The sequence below is a fragment of the Shewanella sp. W3-18-1 genome (assembly GCF_000015185.1).
GTDB lineage: Bacteria > Pseudomonadota > Gammaproteobacteria > Enterobacterales > Shewanellaceae > Shewanella > Shewanella putrefaciens.
In genome coordinates this window covers 1,642,678-1,660,207 of record NC_008750.1, presented here as the reverse complement: position 1 = coordinate 1,660,207, position 17,530 = coordinate 1,642,678, and the positions used below count along the sequence as shown (strand labels likewise).

Below are 17,530 nucleotides of genomic sequence, written 5' to 3'. Positions count from 1 at the left end.
TATTTAATTCCCTTTAATTAACTCAATAACCTGCTGTTGTTCGTCCACAGTCAATTCATTAAAAATTGGTAAACAAAGAACCTTGTCTGCTAATTGATTGGCTTGCGGCAAATAACTTATCGCTGCACTCGGTAAACCACGATACATCGGCATATTGCTGATCAGAGGGTAAAAATAACGGCGCGATAAAATATGATTATTTTTAAGCTTGTCATATAGCTCATCGCGACTGAGTGGGTAATCCGCCTCGACCAAGATCGGAAAATAAGAGAAGTTGCTATTAGCGTTACTATCGTGCTTATACAGGGTAATGCCTGTTACATCAGCCAATGCCTCACGATAACGGACATCAACAGCTCGGCGTTGTGCCATCGCATTATCAATATGCTTGAGCTGGACTAAGCCAAAAGCAGCATTGATTTCACTCATCTTGCCATTAATGCCTGGTGCTGTCACCGTCAGTTCATCGGCAATTCCAAAGTTTTTCAAGCGATCGATACGCTGCTTGGTTTTGGCATCCGGACTGATAATAGCCCCACCTTCGAAGGTATTGAACACCTTGGTGGCGTGAAAGCTCAAAATAGAAAGATCGCCCCATTTCAGCAAACTTTCGCCTTTATAGTTAACTCCAAAGGCATGGGCGGCATCATAAATCACCTTAAGACCATAGTTGTCAGCAATATTTTGAATCGCTTCGACATCGCAAGGATTGGAATAGCAGTGCACTGGCATAATGGCAGTTGTGCGTGGAGTGATAGCAGCTTCTATTTTGGCTGGGTCAATATTAAAAGTGGTTGGGTCGACATCGACAAATACCGGCTCCAAGCCATTCCACATAATCGAGTGACTGGTGGCGACAAAAGAGTAAGGCGTGGTGATAACTTCACCCGTCACACGCAATGATTGAAGAGCCGTGATCAAGGCAATCGTGGCATTGTTAAACAGGGAGATATGTTCTACACCAAGATATTCACACAACTTAGCTTCAAGTTGTTGATGAAAGGGTCCATTGTTAGTCAACCAGCGGTTATCCCAAATTTGTTCTAGGTAGGGGATAAACTCATTTAACTCTGGCAAAAACGGCTGGGTGACAGGGATATTTTTATTACTCATGTTTGCTTCCAAAAAATATTGGTAATAATGCGACTAGTTAGCGACGCAGGGCGCTTTGCAATTGCAGCAACAACGGCCTTTGGGCCAAGACCAGATAAAGTGAATAACTAAGCAAGGCAACGCTTATGTTGATTAAAATCTGTAACCAAGGTAGCGCTTGCCAAGATAGTCCAGTGGCATAGGCTAGAACGGCAGATAACATCACCGCTAACCAGATAGGAGTTAAATCTTTACACTGCTGCCATTGACTGATGCGGGTAAGTTTGGCGGTGTAATAGGTATTTAACAACAATGCAACATAAGAGGTGACGCTAAGGCCAATGCACATGCCCAGCACACCATAGCGAATGGTGTTCAGCAAGATCACCACTCCGATGATTTTCTTAAACACTTCAAGTTTTAAAAAGAGATCGCTGCGGCCCGTTATTTGCAGTAGATTTAAATTTATTGCATGAATTGGATAAAGCATATAGCCCAAACACAACACACTGAGCAAACCTGCTGCGTCCTGCCACTGGGCCCCCAATAATTCAGTTAACAACGGTTGAGCAATTAGCCCTAACCCAACAATCAGCGGAAAGATTACCATGGCCGCCGTCTTTAACGTCAGTCGATATGCACTTTCCATCTTTTCAGGGTTATCTTGCAACTGGCTAAACAGCGGAAAGGTCACCCGTTGAATAATGGCAGTCAAGGTCATAGCTGGCACACTGGCCAATTGATTAGCTTGAGTAAATTGTCCCACCACGGCAGGGCTGAATTTTTTACCGATAATAATTTGATAAATATTGCTGTAAATAACCTCTAATAAACTAGAAATTAAGATTTTGCTACCATAACCAAATAAGTAACTAAATGATGCCTTAGTAAGATTGCCACGCGGCAACCAAGGAACAAACAGATTAAATAACAGGGTGGTACAACTGGAATTAATCAAAGTTTGTATAACCAAAGCCCATACACCTAAACCGTTTATGGCCAATGTCATGGAGATTGAGCCGCTAATTAATACACTGATGATCGATATCTTAGCCTGAGTTTTAAAATCCATAACCACATTAAGTTTAACCCGTGGGATCAAGGTAAAGGCATTGATCAACACCGTTATTCCTAATACCCGCAGCAGGGATTGCAACTCGCTTTGCTGATAAAACTCGGCAATAGCGGGTGCACTTATATAGAGCGCCAAATAACACACAGCCGCCATACCTATGTTGTAATAAAAAGCAGTGACCAAATCACTTTCACTTCGATCGGATTTGCGGATTAACGCCGAGGTAAAGCCGCTATCGACAAACACATTGGCGATGGCAATGAACACCGTTAACATCCCCACCAAGCCAAAGGCAGTTGGCCCAAGCAGGCGTGCCAGTAGCAGAGTTATCCCTAACTGCATACCTTGGGTTAAAAGACGCTCGATGGCGCTCCATTGGAGACCTTTTTTGGTTTTAGTAGCCAAATCCGACATTACAAATATTCAGCCTTTTCAAAAATGGGCTGTCGTTTGTCTTTATCAGATAAGGTCAATATCAAACCTTCAATTGGCCATGCTACCGCCAGTTTTTCATCATTCCACTGAATACCTCTATCGCTGGCTGCGCAATAGTAATTGGTCGTCTTATACAAAAACTCCGCTGTTTCTCTCAAGGTAACAAAGCCGTGGGCAAACCCTTCAGGGATCCACAGTTGACGCTTATTTTCTGCAGAAAGATGCACCCCCACCCATTGGCCAAATGTAGGTGAGCTTTGGCGAATATCCACCGCCACGTCAAAAACTTCACCAACCACGCAACGCACCAGCTTGCTTTGGACATGGGGCGCAAGTTGATAATGCAGACCACGTAATACCCCTTTGCTCGATTTGGAGTGATTGTCTTGGACAAAATTGACTGGGTAGCCGATAGCAGCTTCAAATTGCTGTTGGTTAAAGCTTTCAAAAAAGAAACCGCGATCATCGCCAAAGACTCTAGGCTCGATGATCTTAACGTCGGGGATTTTGGTATCGATAATTTTCATGTTTTAATTCGTGTGTTGTTAATAATGAATGGTGAATGGTGAATGGTGAATGGTGAGATAATAGTTATCGCGTAATCATTCCCAACAAGCCACTCACACATAACCACTTAAATTATTCAAAGCCGCTTGCCAATTACTGGGCTTAATACCAAAGCTTTGCTCAATTTTGAGGCAATCCAATTTGGAATTAGCAGGGCGTTTTGCGGGTGTAAGATATTGCTCTGAAGTGATAGCGTTCACCTTCATCTGTTTATTTAATATATTTTGCTCATTTGCCTTTTTGAAAATTTCTCTGGCGAATTGGTGCCAGCTGACATGCGGCTTACCTGCAAAATGATAAACTCCGTAGTGGGTGTTGCCTGCTTGCAGTGCTTTAGCCATTACGATAAGCGCATTGGCAATATCTCCAGCATAGGTTGGGCCACCAAATTGATCCGCCACCACACCGAGTTCATCTCTATTATGCGCAAGGCGCAGCATGGTTTTAACAAAATTATTGCCTGTCCCATAAAACACCCAGGCGGTACGCAAGATGATATGGCGCGGGCAAGCCGCTGTAACGGCGAGTTCGCCTGCCAGTTTACTTTGACCATATACACCTTGCGGAGCAACGGTATCTGTTTCAATATACTCACCGTCTTTATCACCAGCAAACACATAGTCAGTTGAGATATGCAGTATTGTTGCACCCACACTGTTAGCCGCTTGTGCTAAAAACTGTGGTCCGTCACGATTAATGGCGTAGGAAAGCTCAACTTCTTGCTCAGCTCTATCTACAGCAGTATGCGCCGCCGCATTAATAATTGCGTTTGGTTTCAATTCATTAACAAGTTTGTTTACCGCTTCGCAGTCAGTAATATCCAATTGTTGACGATCCACTGCCAAAAATTCAATCTCTGGCATCTGGTTTAATTGTTTTACAAGGCTGCTACCTACCTGACCATTACTTCCGGTAATAAGGATTTTCATAATTGTTCTCGGGATTAGGTCCATCATCCCCACGTATGCAGGGTTCAACATATAAGCACAATGTAAAAGAATGGATTTCCGCTTTCGCGGGAATGACAAATAAAGGGTGTAAGTTGTGCGCTGGCTACGAAATAACGTTAATTATTGCGCTAACTGGTTTAAATACTGCCCATAGTCATTTTTGAGCATGGGTTTGGCGAGTTCTTTAAGTTCGTCAGCGGTTAACCAGCCATTGCGATAGGAAATTTCTTCTAAACAAGCCACCTTTAACCCTTGAACATGCTCAATGGTTTGTACAAATGACGACGCCTCATGCAAACTCTCGTGTGTACCAGTATCTAACCAAGCAAAACCACGTCCTAATAATTCAACATTAAGCTCGCCAGCATTAAGATACATCTCATTGAGTGTGGTGATTTCAAGCTCACCACGATGGGAAGGTTTAACCTGTTTGGCTAATTCCACCACTTTGTTGTCGTAAAAATAAAGTCCTGTGACCGCATAGTTTGATTTAGGTTTTGTAGGCTTTTCTTCAATAGAAATAGCCTTCATATCAGCATCAAATTCGACTACGCCAAAACGTTCTGGATCTTTAACTTGATAGCCAAACACTGTTGCTCCTGATTCACGCGAAGCAGCATTTTTGAGTGTTTTGGAAAAAGACTGACCATAGAAAATATTATCACCAAGCACTAAACAAACATTTGAATTACCGATAAATTCTTCACCAATGATAAAGGCTTGTGCTAAACCATCAGGTGATGGTTGCACCGCATAACTTAACTTAATACCAAAATCTGACCCATTACCAAGTAAACGTTTGAAGCTGTCATTATCTTCTGGGGTTGTGATAATTAATATATCCCGAATTCCCGCTAACATAAGCGTTGATAAGGGATAATAAATCATCGGCTTATCATAAATCGGTAATAACTGTTTTGATACTCCGCGTGTTAATGGATATAAACGAGTACCAGAGCCCCCAGCTAAAATAATTCCTTTCATAGTAAAATCAGTTCCTAGATAAATAGGCCCTAGGTTTATGAAACACTAGGACATTAAAATAAAATAGATTAAATGCCTAAACGCTCGCGTTGGTAAGTGCCATCTTGTACATGTTGACACCACTCTTGATTCGCTAAATACCATTCAATGGTTTTACGAAGACCTGTTTCAAAAGTTTCTTGCGGTCGCCAATTTAGATCATTACTCATTTTACGAGCATCAATGGCATAGCGGCGATCATGACCTGGTCTATCGGTGACATAGGTAATTTGTTCAGCATAAGGCGTGGCTTTAGGCACTAGTGAATCTAAGATGCTACAGATGGTTTGCACTACTTCTAAATTCTGTTTCTCATTATGGCCACCAATATTGTAGGTTTCGCCAATTTTGCCCTCAGTGACCACTTTGTATAACGCACGAGCATGGTCTTCGACATATAGCCAATCGCGGATCTGGTCGCCTTTACCGTAAATCGGCAGTAGCTTACCTTCGAGTGCATTCAGAATTACCAATGGGATCAACTTTTCTGGAAAGTGATAAGGACCATAGTTGTTGGAACAATTTGTGACAATCGTCGGTAAACCATAGGTACGTAGCCATGCACGTACTAGGTGGTCGCTTGAAGCTTTAGAAGCAGAATATGGGCTGCTAGGTGCATAAGGCGTGTTTTCGGTAAATAAAGGCAGTTCTTGATTTACTACTTGTCCTTCTTGTTCATCTGGATGTGGCAAGTCACCATACACTTCATCGGTTGAAATATGGTGAAAGCGGAATGCTGATTTACGCTCAGTATCGAGTTGCATCCAGTAGTTGCGAGCCGCTTCGAGTAACATATAAGTACCGACAATATTGGTTTGGATAAAGTCGCTTGGGCCAGTGATTGAGCGGTCAACATGTGACTCTGCAGCTAGGTGCATAACTGCATCTGGTTGGTGTTGTAAAAAGACTCTATCGAGTTCAGCACGATCACAAATATCGACTTTTTCGAATGTATAACGAGCATTATTCGCAACGCTAGTGAGTGATTCTAAGTTGCCTGCATAGGTAAGTTTGTCTACGTTAACCACACTGTCTTGGGTATTGCCAATGATATGGCGTACTACTGCAGAACCAATAAAACCGGCTCCACCGGTAACTAGGATTTTCACAACAAAAAACCTCTATAAAATAAAATGTTAAGTAAAAAATTGAGCAGCATAAATGCGGAAAGCTCTATAAATAACCGCTATAAGTAAGAGCGAAAAAGCTGGTTCGCCGCATGAGCGAGGATGACGGCTTAGGAGCAAAGCTCACAGATTAAAGCAAAAAGCTGGATCCCCGCATGCGCGAGGATGACAGATAACAGCAAGGTTCTAGGCTCTAGCTAGCTTCTGCTCTTTTCTCATAAAATGCCTTACCAGTACTAACATCACACCTAACATGCCGCCGAGCATGGTGCCTAAAACGCAAATTAATGCGCGTTTCGGTTTGGCTTTCTCTTCTGGCGCTAATGCGGGGTCAATGGTTTTAAATACGTATTCATCGCGTACTTCGGCAAACATGATGGTTTTTGCCTGTTCTTCAATTAGCTTATAAAGTACAGCTTTAATATCAGCGACATTAGTTAAAGCAATTTGCTTATTTAAAAAATCGGTACTGCGATGGGCCTCTGCGACATCGCGCTCCTTCATCACTTTATTAATATCTTGAATTAACCAAGTGACCCATTGCTGCGCGACGGTTGGCGATAAGTGCTCAATTGAAACTGTCACCATTGCAGTCTCTTTATCTTTATTAACCGCAATAATTTTGCTGAACTCTTTATAAGCCTCCTGCATCGAAGGTTCAGGTTTAACTGGTGGTTCGACATCGCGTACCCAAGTATTGGTTTGCTCGTTGTATAACTCAGGGTCATAGATAATTTTATCTGCATCCCTATCCCATTTTTTTGCCGCCATTAAATCGGCGAGGATATTATGCTTTTGAATAAACTCACTGGTAAATTGGCGGGATTTTAATACTTCAATCGCAAGCTGGGTTTTATCAGTACCACCTTTACCGCCGAGATTTACTCCTGCAAGACTCGCTAAACCACCAAACTGCGATGCCAAAGCGCTTAAGCCGCCACCCTGTTCCTCTGATGCTGGTGCTAATAAGGCTTCGGATTTATAGATATTGGGTAAATAAAGTGCTAAGCCAACAGAGGCAATCGCAAAAACAGCGGTTATGCCAATAATGCGCCATTTGCCTTGCCAAATAACAGAAAACAACTCACGAAGATCGATTTCGTCGTCTTGCATTTGTGGAAACCTGGCGTCGGATTGGTATGTGTTTGGATTTTGAGTAATTTGTGTATTCATTTTTTTAGGTTCTAGGCCCTAGGTGCTAGGCCCTAGGAAAGCTTAAAGATATTTAAAGAAGGTGCTAGGTTCTAGGGCCTAGAGGCCGTCCTAGAGCGAAGCGTCCTAGATTCTGGAGGCTTCTCGCGTCTAGATTCCTGCAATAGCAGATACAGCAACTGCGGTATTAAAGATAATGCCCGTAACTTGCGTCCACAACGTTAGGTTATCTTTGTATTCGGTATCTAATGGCACGACGATAGTATCACCAGGCTCTATGACGCTACCGCCATTAAACCAGAAAGAGGAACTTGGCATTTCGACCGAGCCATCGGCCCTTAGGATATATGAGCGTGACTCGTCAGCACGCTTACGCGCACCACCGGATAAAGCTAAATATTGGTCAAAAGTTAACCCTTGCTTGTATCTGTGAGTGCTTGGGTGTTGAACTTGGCCCATCACAGAAACGGTTTGGTTGGTTGCTGGAATGAACAACGCATCGGCATCTTCAAGCTTTAAATTTGCACTTTCAATACCGAGCTGAATAGCGTTGATATCAACCACTAGGCGGCCCACTGTTTTGACGTTTTCTAGCTGATTAAGCATCATCTGTGCATCGTTATAACCTACCGTTGGCGTATCCTTGGTCAAGGCTTTAGCCGCAATTTCGCGGCGTAGTTCGTCAGCAAGTTTAGCAATTTCAAGTTGCTCTTTTTCTTTAATCGATTGGCGTAAAAATACTGCACTACGCGGTGCGGCGTCGGATGTTAAGCCACCCGCACGGGCCAACACATCTTTGAGGGTTTCACCGCGCTGAATACTATAAGTACCAGGGAACTTAACTTCACCTTTAATAGTTATCCAACGTGTATCTTGCCAATCGGGCAAGGTACGAACCGTTAATACATCACGGCTTTGCAGCTTTATGTTCGCTGCTGGATCGTTTTGCATAACACGGTCTAAACTTAGCTGCATATGCTCAACAGTTACACCATTTTGCTCAGATACTTGTTGACGAGTCAGCTCTGCGGATAAGGTATATGCCCCTTCTTCTAGCCCACCAGCGGCGATGAGTAACTCTTTAACATCCGCATTAACCGTTATTGGGTACTGACCAGGGAAGCGAACATTACCATTGATATTAACCAGCTTGGCCGCATCACCAAAACGGCTTTGTTCTCTTAGTTTTTGAATTATCGGTTTTAGCAACGCTTCACGGTCAGCATAGTCAAACACAATAATCGAATCACGTGGTTTTAGCTTGGGATTGTAATGGGATTTTGGTTCACCAATAGCACGACCTAGATTAATGCGCTCAACTTCAATATCGCCCCGTTGGTTAATTTCTCTCACCAACAAACTGTAATCCAAGTCCGCAGAGATGGTTAAGTCACCCCAGATCGAAGGCAATAAATCGGCAACAGTTAAGCCATTAGTCCATTGGTATTTACCTGGGCGAATTACGGCGCCAGAAAGCGCAATAGCATTGTCAATACGGCTTGATGCTGAGCGCACATTGAGTAAGTCGCCATTTTTAGCCTGTGTGCTTAGGCCTGAGTTTTCAGTTAAATCAACGCTTATTACTGTTTTAACAGAGTCTTTACTGTAACGTTCAACCGTGCTGGCTTTAGGGTATGCACCAGGGTTTAAGCCACTGGCCATGTTAATAACATCGGCCATGGTCTCGTTATTTTTAAGCTCGTAAATCGCCGGGCGACGAACTTCCCCCATCACACTGACTGTACCACCAGATGATGGAATAAAGACTACGTCACCAGATTGTAAACGCATATCCCCCGAAGCATCGCCGCGGAGCAATAAATCATACAAGTCTAATCGGCCAATAGTTCTACCGGAGCGCTTTAATTGGATATCACGCAAACTACCGATTTGGTTTACGCCACCCGAGATAAACAGGGCTTGGGTAATAGTTGATAAGCTTGACACTGTGTAGGATCCTGGCTTGTAAGCGTCGCCCGCCACAAAAATCCGAATTGAACGCAACTCACCCATAGTGATATTGGACTCAATGCCTATCATGCTTTGGCTGATTTTTTGTTGTAGTAACTCGCGTGTTTCAGCAAAGGTTAACCCGACTAGTGAAATAGGGCCCAGATTGGGGAATTGCACTGCGCCATCGCGGCCTACGGTTAATGTAAACTGATTATTTTCTTTGCCAAAAAGTTGCACATTTAAGGTGTCACCTGGGCCCATCATATATTCGGCAGGCACTGGCACATCGGAAACTGGGGCAAAGGTACTGGGAGAGCCCGCAAAAAGATCATACCCAAAACGCTTGAGTTGATTTTCTTTTTTATCTTCAATTGCTTCAACTTTCGCTTCAGTTTTAGTTGCTTGATTAAGCTTATCGTCCTCAGATTGATCAACCACATTATTTGTTGCTGCACGTGGGGTAACCACGGCTGGGTTTTCAATAACTGTAGAGGTCGCCGAGGCTCCCGTAATCATTGACGGATCGATACCGTACTGGCGAGCTAAACGTTCTTGCTCTGATTTAGGTAGTTGTTTGAATTGTTCAATCATTTGCGGAGAGGGCGTAACGGCTTGCGCCTGCGCGCCCATCAATATCGTGGCGCTAAGGCCAACTATGATGAATTTTTTGATTTGTTGTAACACCAGATATCTCCGATTGGGTTAAAGATGGAAAACATTTAAAGCATTTAAAGCATTTAAAGCATTTAAAGCATTTAAAGCATTTAAAGCATTTAAAGCATTTAAAGCAGAATGCTGCTTTAAATGCAGAACGTCGCTACGCGACTTCTAAGTCAATTAGGTCTATCGCAGTCATCCTTGATTTAAGCAGTCATCTTCGGCTTAAGCCGTCATCCTTACCTATAAGCCGTCATCCTTACTTCTTAACCGTCATATTCGCCTTTCAGCCGTCATCCTCGCGAATGCGGGGATCCAGCTTTTAGCTTTGGCTTTCATATCTCTAGGTTAAAACAGCAAAAAAGACTCTGCTGTGGATTCCCGCCTTCGCGGGAATGACGAAGGAACACGGAATAACATCAAGAAGCCGAGATGGTGTAACAAACTGGACTGACTTGAGAAACACCGGAATAGCGAAGTAATACGGAAATAGCCTCAGAAGCTGAGAGTAACGAAGTAGCACAGGTGTAACGTCAAGAAGCCGGGAATGACGAAGTAGCACGGGAATGACGTAAAGACGCTGGATTCCTACACTTAATCATCATTCTTGACTCTAAGCTGCTTTACACCGTCATCCTTACCTATAAGCCGTCATCCTTACTTCTTAACCGTCATATTCGCCTTTCAGCCGTCATCCTCGCGAATGCGGGGATCCAGCTTTTAGCTTTGGCTTTGGCTTTCATATCTCTAGGTTCAAACAGCAAAAAGACTTTACTGTGGATTCCCGCCTTCGCGGGAATGACGAAGGAACACGGAATAACATCAAGAAGCCGAGATGGTGTAACAAACTGGACTGACTTGAGAAACACCGGAATAACGAAGTAGTACGTAAGCCTCAGAAGCTGAGAGTAACGAAATAGCACAGATATAACGTCAAGAAACTGGGAATGACGAAGTAGCACGGGAATGACGTAAAGACGCTGGATTCCTACACTTAATCATCATTCTTGACTCTAAGCTGCTATATTGCCTTTTACACCGTCATCCTTACCTATAAGCCGTCATCCTTACTTCTTAACCGTCATACTCGCCTTTTTGCCGTCATCCTCGCGAATGCGGGGATCCAGCTTTTAGCTTTGGCTTTCATATCTCTAGGTTCAAACAGCAAAAAAGACTCTGCTGTGGATTCCCGCCTTCGCGGGAATGACGAAGCAACACGGAATAACATCAAGAAGCCGAGATGATGTAAAAAGCGAGTCTTACTTGAGTAACACCGGAATAACCAAAGTGTAAAGTTCTCCTGCAGCTACGTAAGTTCTAAAATCTAGTTGACACAAAAATCTAGCAGCCGCGAAATAATGCTCTAGCAGTGAACTTACGCCCTTTCTTATTAACATTCAGACCCACTACCGATCCGCGTGGCGGCCCGAGGCCTTATTCAGTACTTCCTATACTTCATCCTTGGGATCGGCTAAAGCTGTTAATAATTGTTCCAGACAATTATTTGCGGCGTCCGCTTAACGAATGAAACTATTCATTCGATGCCTTTCAGGCACGCTACCGATCCGCGTGGCGGGCGAGACGCCCTTCGGCTTTCGCTAAAAGACAGAAACTTTTCTGTCTTTTGCCTTCCAGGCACGCTACCGCCCATAGATTGCGGCCTCTAAAATGCCCTTCGCCACGCGAAAACTCATATTTTTCAATAGAATAAACAAATTAAAGCGGCTAGTTCCACGAGTCGAACAAGAAGAAATAGTAGAGCTTTAGTTCATTTATAATTTTTAGTTTGTTCTTACTTTATCCAAAATTCTGTGGCAAAGTGTACTGCAAATTTTTAACCAACGATGGCTGTTCTATACCCAGACATCCTTATGACCGAACACTTTTCCATCCATTGAATACAAGAAATAATCAAAATAGCAAAGCAAACAACTAACCACATGATTAAGCTAGCATTAATTAAATTACACTTTGTCCTAAAAAAGTTAAAAACATAACAACTATAGCCAATGTCTTACAAAATACAGGGCAAAACTCTCACATTAAAACTCTGGTGCTATGTCTATATACAAACTCGTTCGAGTGATTCTTCTGGAACAGTAATAGTATTGACTTGCCCCATAAGACTAAATAAAACATGGCAGCGTTTATTTGGGCATTTTTCTTGAAAAATACCTTCTAAATCAACGAATGGGCCATCTTTAAAGCGAATTCTTTCCCCCATTTTTAGCTCAGATTCTTCGGCTAATACGGTTTGGGAAGATGTGAATTCTTTCATGCGAATGGTGTGAATAATACGGTCATCAATGGGTGTCATTTTTTCTTGACAATTGACGATTCGATTTACTCCACGGGTAGAGTGGACCTGCCTGACGCTTGTCTGGCTTGGGTCAAATTTGATAAACAAATAATTTGGGAACAACGGTACGCGGCAGATCCGTTTCTGTCCACGCTGTGATTTTTCTTCAGAGACCATTGGTAAGTAGGTCTCTAAATTTTGAAGTGCTAAGTTCTGCTGTGCTCTCGCTTCACTCCGAGGTTTACAGTACAAAAGGTACCATGCGTTCATTTGTTTATCTCATTACCCTATGTCAAGTGACGTCCATTCACGGGCGGCAATCATAACAAAGATGTTAATGTCGATGGAAGCAGTTTTTCACCATAGAGGACCTACTGTTCGGTATGCGTACAAGTGTGACTTATATTAGGTAAATCAACTGTAATCAGCTCTAGCTTTGAATCGTTGGTTATGTCGCCAGTTTGCAAGCCAAAATTGACTTTCGTTGCTTTTAAGGGGTATATAAGGTGGGATTTTAGCGAAAAGATTCAATTTACCGCTTAAAATATTACTTTTATTATAAAAACGTAACAATAACCCATACGTAACTTGCAGTTATTCAACAACTTTATTCGAGCTTTCTCGTGTAGATGTTTTGCTGAAATGTAAGTCGATTAATGGGATAAGAAAAATCATTTTTCTGTGGTGACATCATCCTGTTTCAGGGGCCCACAGGCAATCACGAGCTTAAGGTGGAAGACTTCATGAGCGTAGCAAAACCACAAGGGACAATGCTTGGGCATCCCAAAGGATTGTTCCTGCTATTTACAACAGAGCTATGGGAACGTTTTAGTTATTACGCAATGCGCGCCATTTTGGTGCTGTATCTAGTTGATCAAGTTGGCAAGCAAGGTGGTGGTGGGTTAGGTTGGAGCCAAGCCGACGCGCTGTCGTTATATGGAACCTTTACAGCTTTAGTTTACTTAACGCCGCTTATTGGTGGCTGGTTAGCCGATAATTTTCTTGGTCAACGTAAAGCCATCTATTTTGGTGGTGCATTAATGGCTGCGGGCCAGTTTATGTTAGCCGCACCACATGCATGGTTTCCTGGTGTTGAAACGACACTCTTCTATGTAGGTTTGGGAACGCTTATTTTAGGTAACGGCTTATTTAAACCTAATATCTCCACTATGGTTGGCGATCTCTATGAAGAAGGCGATCATAGACGCGATGGTGCGTTTACCATCTTCTATATGGGGATTAACTTAGGTGCTGCATTATCTGGTTTTGTTGTTGCATGGGCTTATACCAGCTTTGGTCATACTGAAATAATCAATGACCAAGAAGTGTTTGTTAATAACTGGCAAGCAGGTTTTTTCTGTGCTGGTATTGGTATGCTACTTTCCCTTGTTATTCAATTCTTATTTGCCCAAAAACTACTTGGTGATATTGGTACAGTGCCTGCGGCGAGACTTGAACGTGAACGCCAAGCTAAGTTGGGGAATGTGCGTAAAGAACCGCTAACCAAAGTTGAACGCGACCGTATTAAAGTCATTATGGTGCTTGGTCTCTTTACCATCATCTTCTGGGCTGGTTTTGAACAAGCTGGCGGGTTAATGAACTTGTTTACCAATGAATTCACTGACCGTTATATTGGTACATGGGAAGTTCCCACCACCTATTTCCAATCACTTAACGCCATTTTCATTGTGTTATTTGCCCCCGTTGTTGCTTCAATTTGGATCCGTTTAGGTAAAAATGAACCTAACTCACCCGTTAAATTTGCCTTAGGCCTATTCTTATTGGCGATCGGTTTCTTATTTATGATTGGCGCGGTAGTTGAAATGGGTGGCAATCCTAACGCTAAATCCAGCATGTGGTGGTTAGTGGGTGCTTATTTCTTCCATACTATGGGTGAACTCTGTTTATCACCTATTGGCTTATCTATGGTAACTAAGCTTGCTCCATTACGTATTGCATCGCTAATGATGGGCGCTTGGTTCCTCTTTATCGCTATGGCAAACAAAGTGGCTGGTGTTGTAGGTTCGTTTATTGGCCATGGTGGTGGCAAAGAGGAACAACTCGCGAATGCCATGTCTATTTTCGCAGGTATTGCCATTACAGCCACATTTTCTGCTGTGGTGCTCTACTTTATGGCAGACAAGTTAGTTGACTGGATGCATGGCGCAGAAACCAAGCACTCTTCAGAAGCACAGGCTTTAGAAGATGAAATTGCCGTGACTGCTGAGCACGAAGCGATTAAGCGATAAGATAACAGCTAGAATCTAGCTAGATAAAAGCTTCGCTTCTTATAGAGTCTCGCAGTGATGTTCTTGAGCAATCCTGCGAATGTTCTACTAGTTGCGAAGCAACCTTTGACCACCATCCTCGATGTAAATCATCCTCACATTTAAGTCGTCATCGCATTTAAGTCGTCATCGCATTTAAGCCATCATCGCATTTAAGCCATCATCGCCTCAAATAGTCATCCTCGCGTATGCGGGGATCCAGCTTTGGTTTTTGGTTTTTAAACCACCCAGCCTTAAAACATCAAAAGAGTGCACTTATAGATTCCCGCCTTCGCAGGAATGACTCATATAAGCCGTCATCCTCGCGAACGACTGCATGGTCAATTTTGTTCCATACAAAATATGACATTCCCACCTTCCATGGTGGTCAGATGCAGGAGGTAGAACGCTTTATTAGAAAAAGTGCAGGGAGCAGTTATCGATGCGGGGATCCAGCTTTGGCTTTTAGCTTTTAAACCACACACCGTTAAAACACCAAAAGAGTGCACTTATAGATTCCCGCCTTCGCGGGAATGACTCATTTAAGCTGTCATCCTCGCGAACGACTGCATGGATGCAGGAGGTAGAATAACGCAGGGAGCAGTTATCGATGCGGGGATCCAGCTTTTAGCTTTTAAACCACCCGGCCTTAAAACATCAAAAGAGATCATCTATAGATTCCCGCCTTCACGGGAATGACGAGGGGATTGGAATAACAAAAGAATACGAAAATGACGATGGGGTTCGAAGAACAAAGGAATACAAAAATGACGAGGAGGTGAAAATAACAAAGGAACGCGAAAATAATGAGGATTGCGGAAATAACAAATGGACACGGGAGGATGTAGAACGCTGCGAAGCCTTACTCGATTCTAGCAACAGCGCCTTTTACTGTGCCCTAGCCGTGAGCTTGCGAACGCTCTATAGGTAGACTTAATTGCATAAATCCACCAACGGGAATATGGCGATCGTAAACTAACCCTTTGAATTTATTTTCGAGTAGATTTTGCTTATGTATAGGTTCACTTGTAGCTATACATAGTTGTTCTTGTGGCAGGATAGTGCGGAACTGAATACTGGGTTTACCCCAGTCAAGTAAACCTAACTGTAAACTATCAGAAAGTGCCAAAGGACTAAGCCCTTGATCATTACGTAAATAGCAGCGTAATCCCCTCCCTGCTTGGGCTATCGCCGCTCGATATTTTGTCAATTCAATTGAAATATAAATAATATCGACCGTGATATCTAAACCAGAGTTAACTAAACGCTCATTCAAATAGCTAAGCATATTGAACGGTTCAATAATTGTTTTACTCTGGCCACTACGATAATTTTTAAGCTTTTGATTAACAAAACTACGCAGTAATACACAGGCAAATGCTGCGCGATTATCCTCAGGATAAAGATGTGCCATATACATGATCAAATGATCATTGCCGACCATAGTCGAGTCTATAAAATAACTACTAATATCACTGTCTTTAAACAAACTGTAGTCAACTTTGGCGACGGGGTAACTGATATTAGAGGCAGGAAATAGCTGCTGCTGAACCTGTTTTGCGGCTTCTACACTTTGCTCCAAAAGGGCTAAATTATCACTTAGCTCTTGCCGGGACAGTGCATCTATTTCTGCTTGAATAGGTTCATCACCAAGGATTTTATGTAGGGCTTGCCTAATGGCTTGTTCAATAATGAATAAATCGGATACGGGTTTAACTAAATAATCACTGGCGCCAATACGTAATGCCTCGACAACATCTGCCATGACATTGTTACCTGAAATCACAATGGAAGGGATAAGTGGCTCAAGTTTAGTCATTTCCTTGAGCATATCGAGTCCTCCTAACTTTGGCATACTCAAGTCAGCCAAGACAATATCAAAGCGCTGTTGTTTGAAAACACTCAGTCCTTGCTCACCATCAGAGGCTTGAGCTACATCAGCGCCACGCCCAGAAAGGAACGTGGCGACAATTTGCCGAAACACAGGATCATCTTCAACCAAAAGAATCGAAACACCATTTAACACCATAAAGATTCCCGAATAAAATTCATTGCTATAGCAATAACTCAATCATGACATCGGAAGAATCATTCGATACGGCAAGGACTAGGTTGTGAAAGCAACATCGATAGCCATGTTGCGTAACGTTAATCAAGCTCCTGCATATATTGATCAAGCAACTCATCATCTTCTTGTTTCTGAGGAACATTGCCATCATAGACTTTATAGTCCATGTGTTGTAAATACGCATCTTTCACGAAAGCATAGGGATCAAGCGCATTATCAACGAGCCTTTCTTGATCAATCGCTGAAGCTCTCGCATGAAGACTCTTAAGCCCCCACCTAACAACGGATTGCCACATGGTGAGCTCTGATAGTGGAAAGTATAGACCATCAACCCAATCTGTTGCGAGTTCACGCACAACATAGGGGCCCGCAAATGGCGCCATAAAATAAGGACCATTTGGCACACCATAGTAACCCAGCACTTCGTTAAATGCGTCTTGCTTACGCGGCATTCCCATCATATCGGCCACATCAAAAACGCCTAACAAACCTATTGTGGAGTTAACGGTAAAACGCCCGCCAGCATTCGCAGCCCATCCCCACTTGCCTTGCAACACATTGTTAACTAAGCTACTTGGCTCTTCTAAGTTCTGTACAAAATTATTAATACCCGTTTTAGCGGGCCGGGGAATATAGTCGTTATAACCATGGGCAACTGGACGATAGAGATATTTATCAAGATACAGATAGTTAAAATCCCACATTGCACGGTTAAAACCCTCGAAAGGATCCCGTGGATCATCATAGGTAATGGTCACTGCTGTAATGTCTTGAGAAGTGGTATCAGGTACGGAGACTTCTGCCCCATATGCTTGGGGCAATAATACAAATCCTAACGATAGCCCTATCCATTTCAACTTCATAT

Annotated in this window: 12 protein-coding genes; 1 reads left to right on the top strand and 11 read right to left on the bottom strand. The window is 42.9% G+C overall.

What is annotated here, in order from left to right:
• Positions 1 to 3: 3 nt before the first annotated feature.
• The 9 genes from vioA to rfaH all read right to left on the bottom strand — a co-directional run bounded on the left by vioA (position 4) and on the right by rfaH (position 12,600).
• Complete coding sequence (gene vioA, locus SPUTW3181_RS07605; protein ID WP_011788811.1) at positions 4 to 1,113, bottom strand: dTDP-4-amino-4,6-dideoxy-D-glucose aminotransferase VioA; 1,110 nt, start codon at positions 1,111 to 1,113, stop codon at positions 4 to 6.
• Between the two features lie 37 nt (positions 1,114 to 1,150).
• Complete coding sequence (locus tag SPUTW3181_RS07600) at positions 1,151 to 2,581, bottom strand: lipopolysaccharide biosynthesis protein (RefSeq protein ID WP_011788810.1); 1,431 nt, start codon at positions 2,579 to 2,581, stop codon at positions 1,151 to 1,153.
• Positions 2,581 to 3,129: a dTDP-4-dehydrorhamnose 3,5-epimerase gene (gene rfbC, locus SPUTW3181_RS07595; protein WP_011788809.1), complete on the bottom strand. Its 549-nt coding sequence runs from the start codon at positions 3,127 to 3,129 to the stop codon at positions 2,581 to 2,583. The genes SPUTW3181_RS07600 and rfbC overlap by 1 nt, the downstream gene beginning before the upstream one ends.
• Positions 3,130 to 3,222: 93 nt before the next feature.
• On the bottom strand, positions 3,223 to 4,098 hold the full coding sequence (gene rfbD, locus SPUTW3181_RS07590; RefSeq protein WP_041408133.1) for a dTDP-4-dehydrorhamnose reductase: 876 nt from the start codon (positions 4,096 to 4,098) through the stop codon (positions 3,223 to 3,225).
• A gap of 141 nt (positions 4,099 to 4,239) precedes the next feature.
• Positions 4,240 to 5,103, bottom strand: a complete 864-nt coding sequence (gene rfbA, locus SPUTW3181_RS07585; protein ID WP_011788807.1) for a glucose-1-phosphate thymidylyltransferase RfbA — start codon at positions 5,101 to 5,103, stop codon at positions 4,240 to 4,242.
• A 68-nt stretch (positions 5,104 to 5,171) separates the two neighbouring features.
• The gene (gene rfbB, locus SPUTW3181_RS07580) at positions 5,172 to 6,251 is read right to left on the bottom strand and encodes a dTDP-glucose 4,6-dehydratase (RefSeq protein WP_011788806.1); all 1,080 of its coding nucleotides are present in this window, start codon (positions 6,249 to 6,251) and stop codon (positions 5,172 to 5,174) included.
• Between the two features lie 204 nt (positions 6,252 to 6,455).
• Complete coding sequence (locus tag SPUTW3181_RS07575) at positions 6,456 to 7,442, bottom strand: Wzz/FepE/Etk N-terminal domain-containing protein (protein WP_041408130.1); 987 nt, start codon at positions 7,440 to 7,442, stop codon at positions 6,456 to 6,458.
• Positions 7,443 to 7,571: 129 nt separating this feature from the next.
• Positions 7,572 to 10,058, bottom strand: coding sequence for an SLBB domain-containing protein (locus SPUTW3181_RS07570; RefSeq protein WP_011788804.1), 2,487 nt, complete (start codon positions 10,056 to 10,058; stop codon positions 7,572 to 7,574).
• Between the two features lie 2,035 nt (positions 10,059 to 12,093).
• On the bottom strand, positions 12,094 to 12,600 hold the full coding sequence (rfaH, locus tag SPUTW3181_RS07560; protein ID WP_011788803.1) for a transcription/translation regulatory transformer protein RfaH: 507 nt from the start codon (positions 12,598 to 12,600) through the stop codon (positions 12,094 to 12,096).
• 473 nt (positions 12,601 to 13,073) lie between these two features.
• Here rfaH and SPUTW3181_RS07555 point away from each other — a divergent pair, with 473 nt between their 5' ends.
• Positions 13,074 to 14,579, top strand: a complete 1,506-nt coding sequence (locus tag SPUTW3181_RS07555; protein WP_011788802.1) for a peptide MFS transporter — start codon at positions 13,074 to 13,076, stop codon at positions 14,577 to 14,579.
• 916 nt (positions 14,580 to 15,495) lie between these two features.
• Here the strand turns inward: SPUTW3181_RS07555 and SPUTW3181_RS07550 are convergent.
• Entirely contained in the window at positions 15,496 to 16,626 is a 1,131-nt protein-coding gene (locus SPUTW3181_RS07550) for a response regulator (protein WP_011788801.1), read from the bottom strand.
• 119 nt (positions 16,627 to 16,745) lie between these two features.
• Positions 16,746 to 17,528 (bottom strand): VacJ family lipoprotein, encoded by a 783-nt coding sequence (locus SPUTW3181_RS07545; RefSeq protein ID WP_011788800.1) that lies wholly within the window; start codon positions 17,526 to 17,528, stop codon positions 16,746 to 16,748.
• Between the last annotated feature and the right edge of the window lie 2 nt (positions 17,529 to 17,530).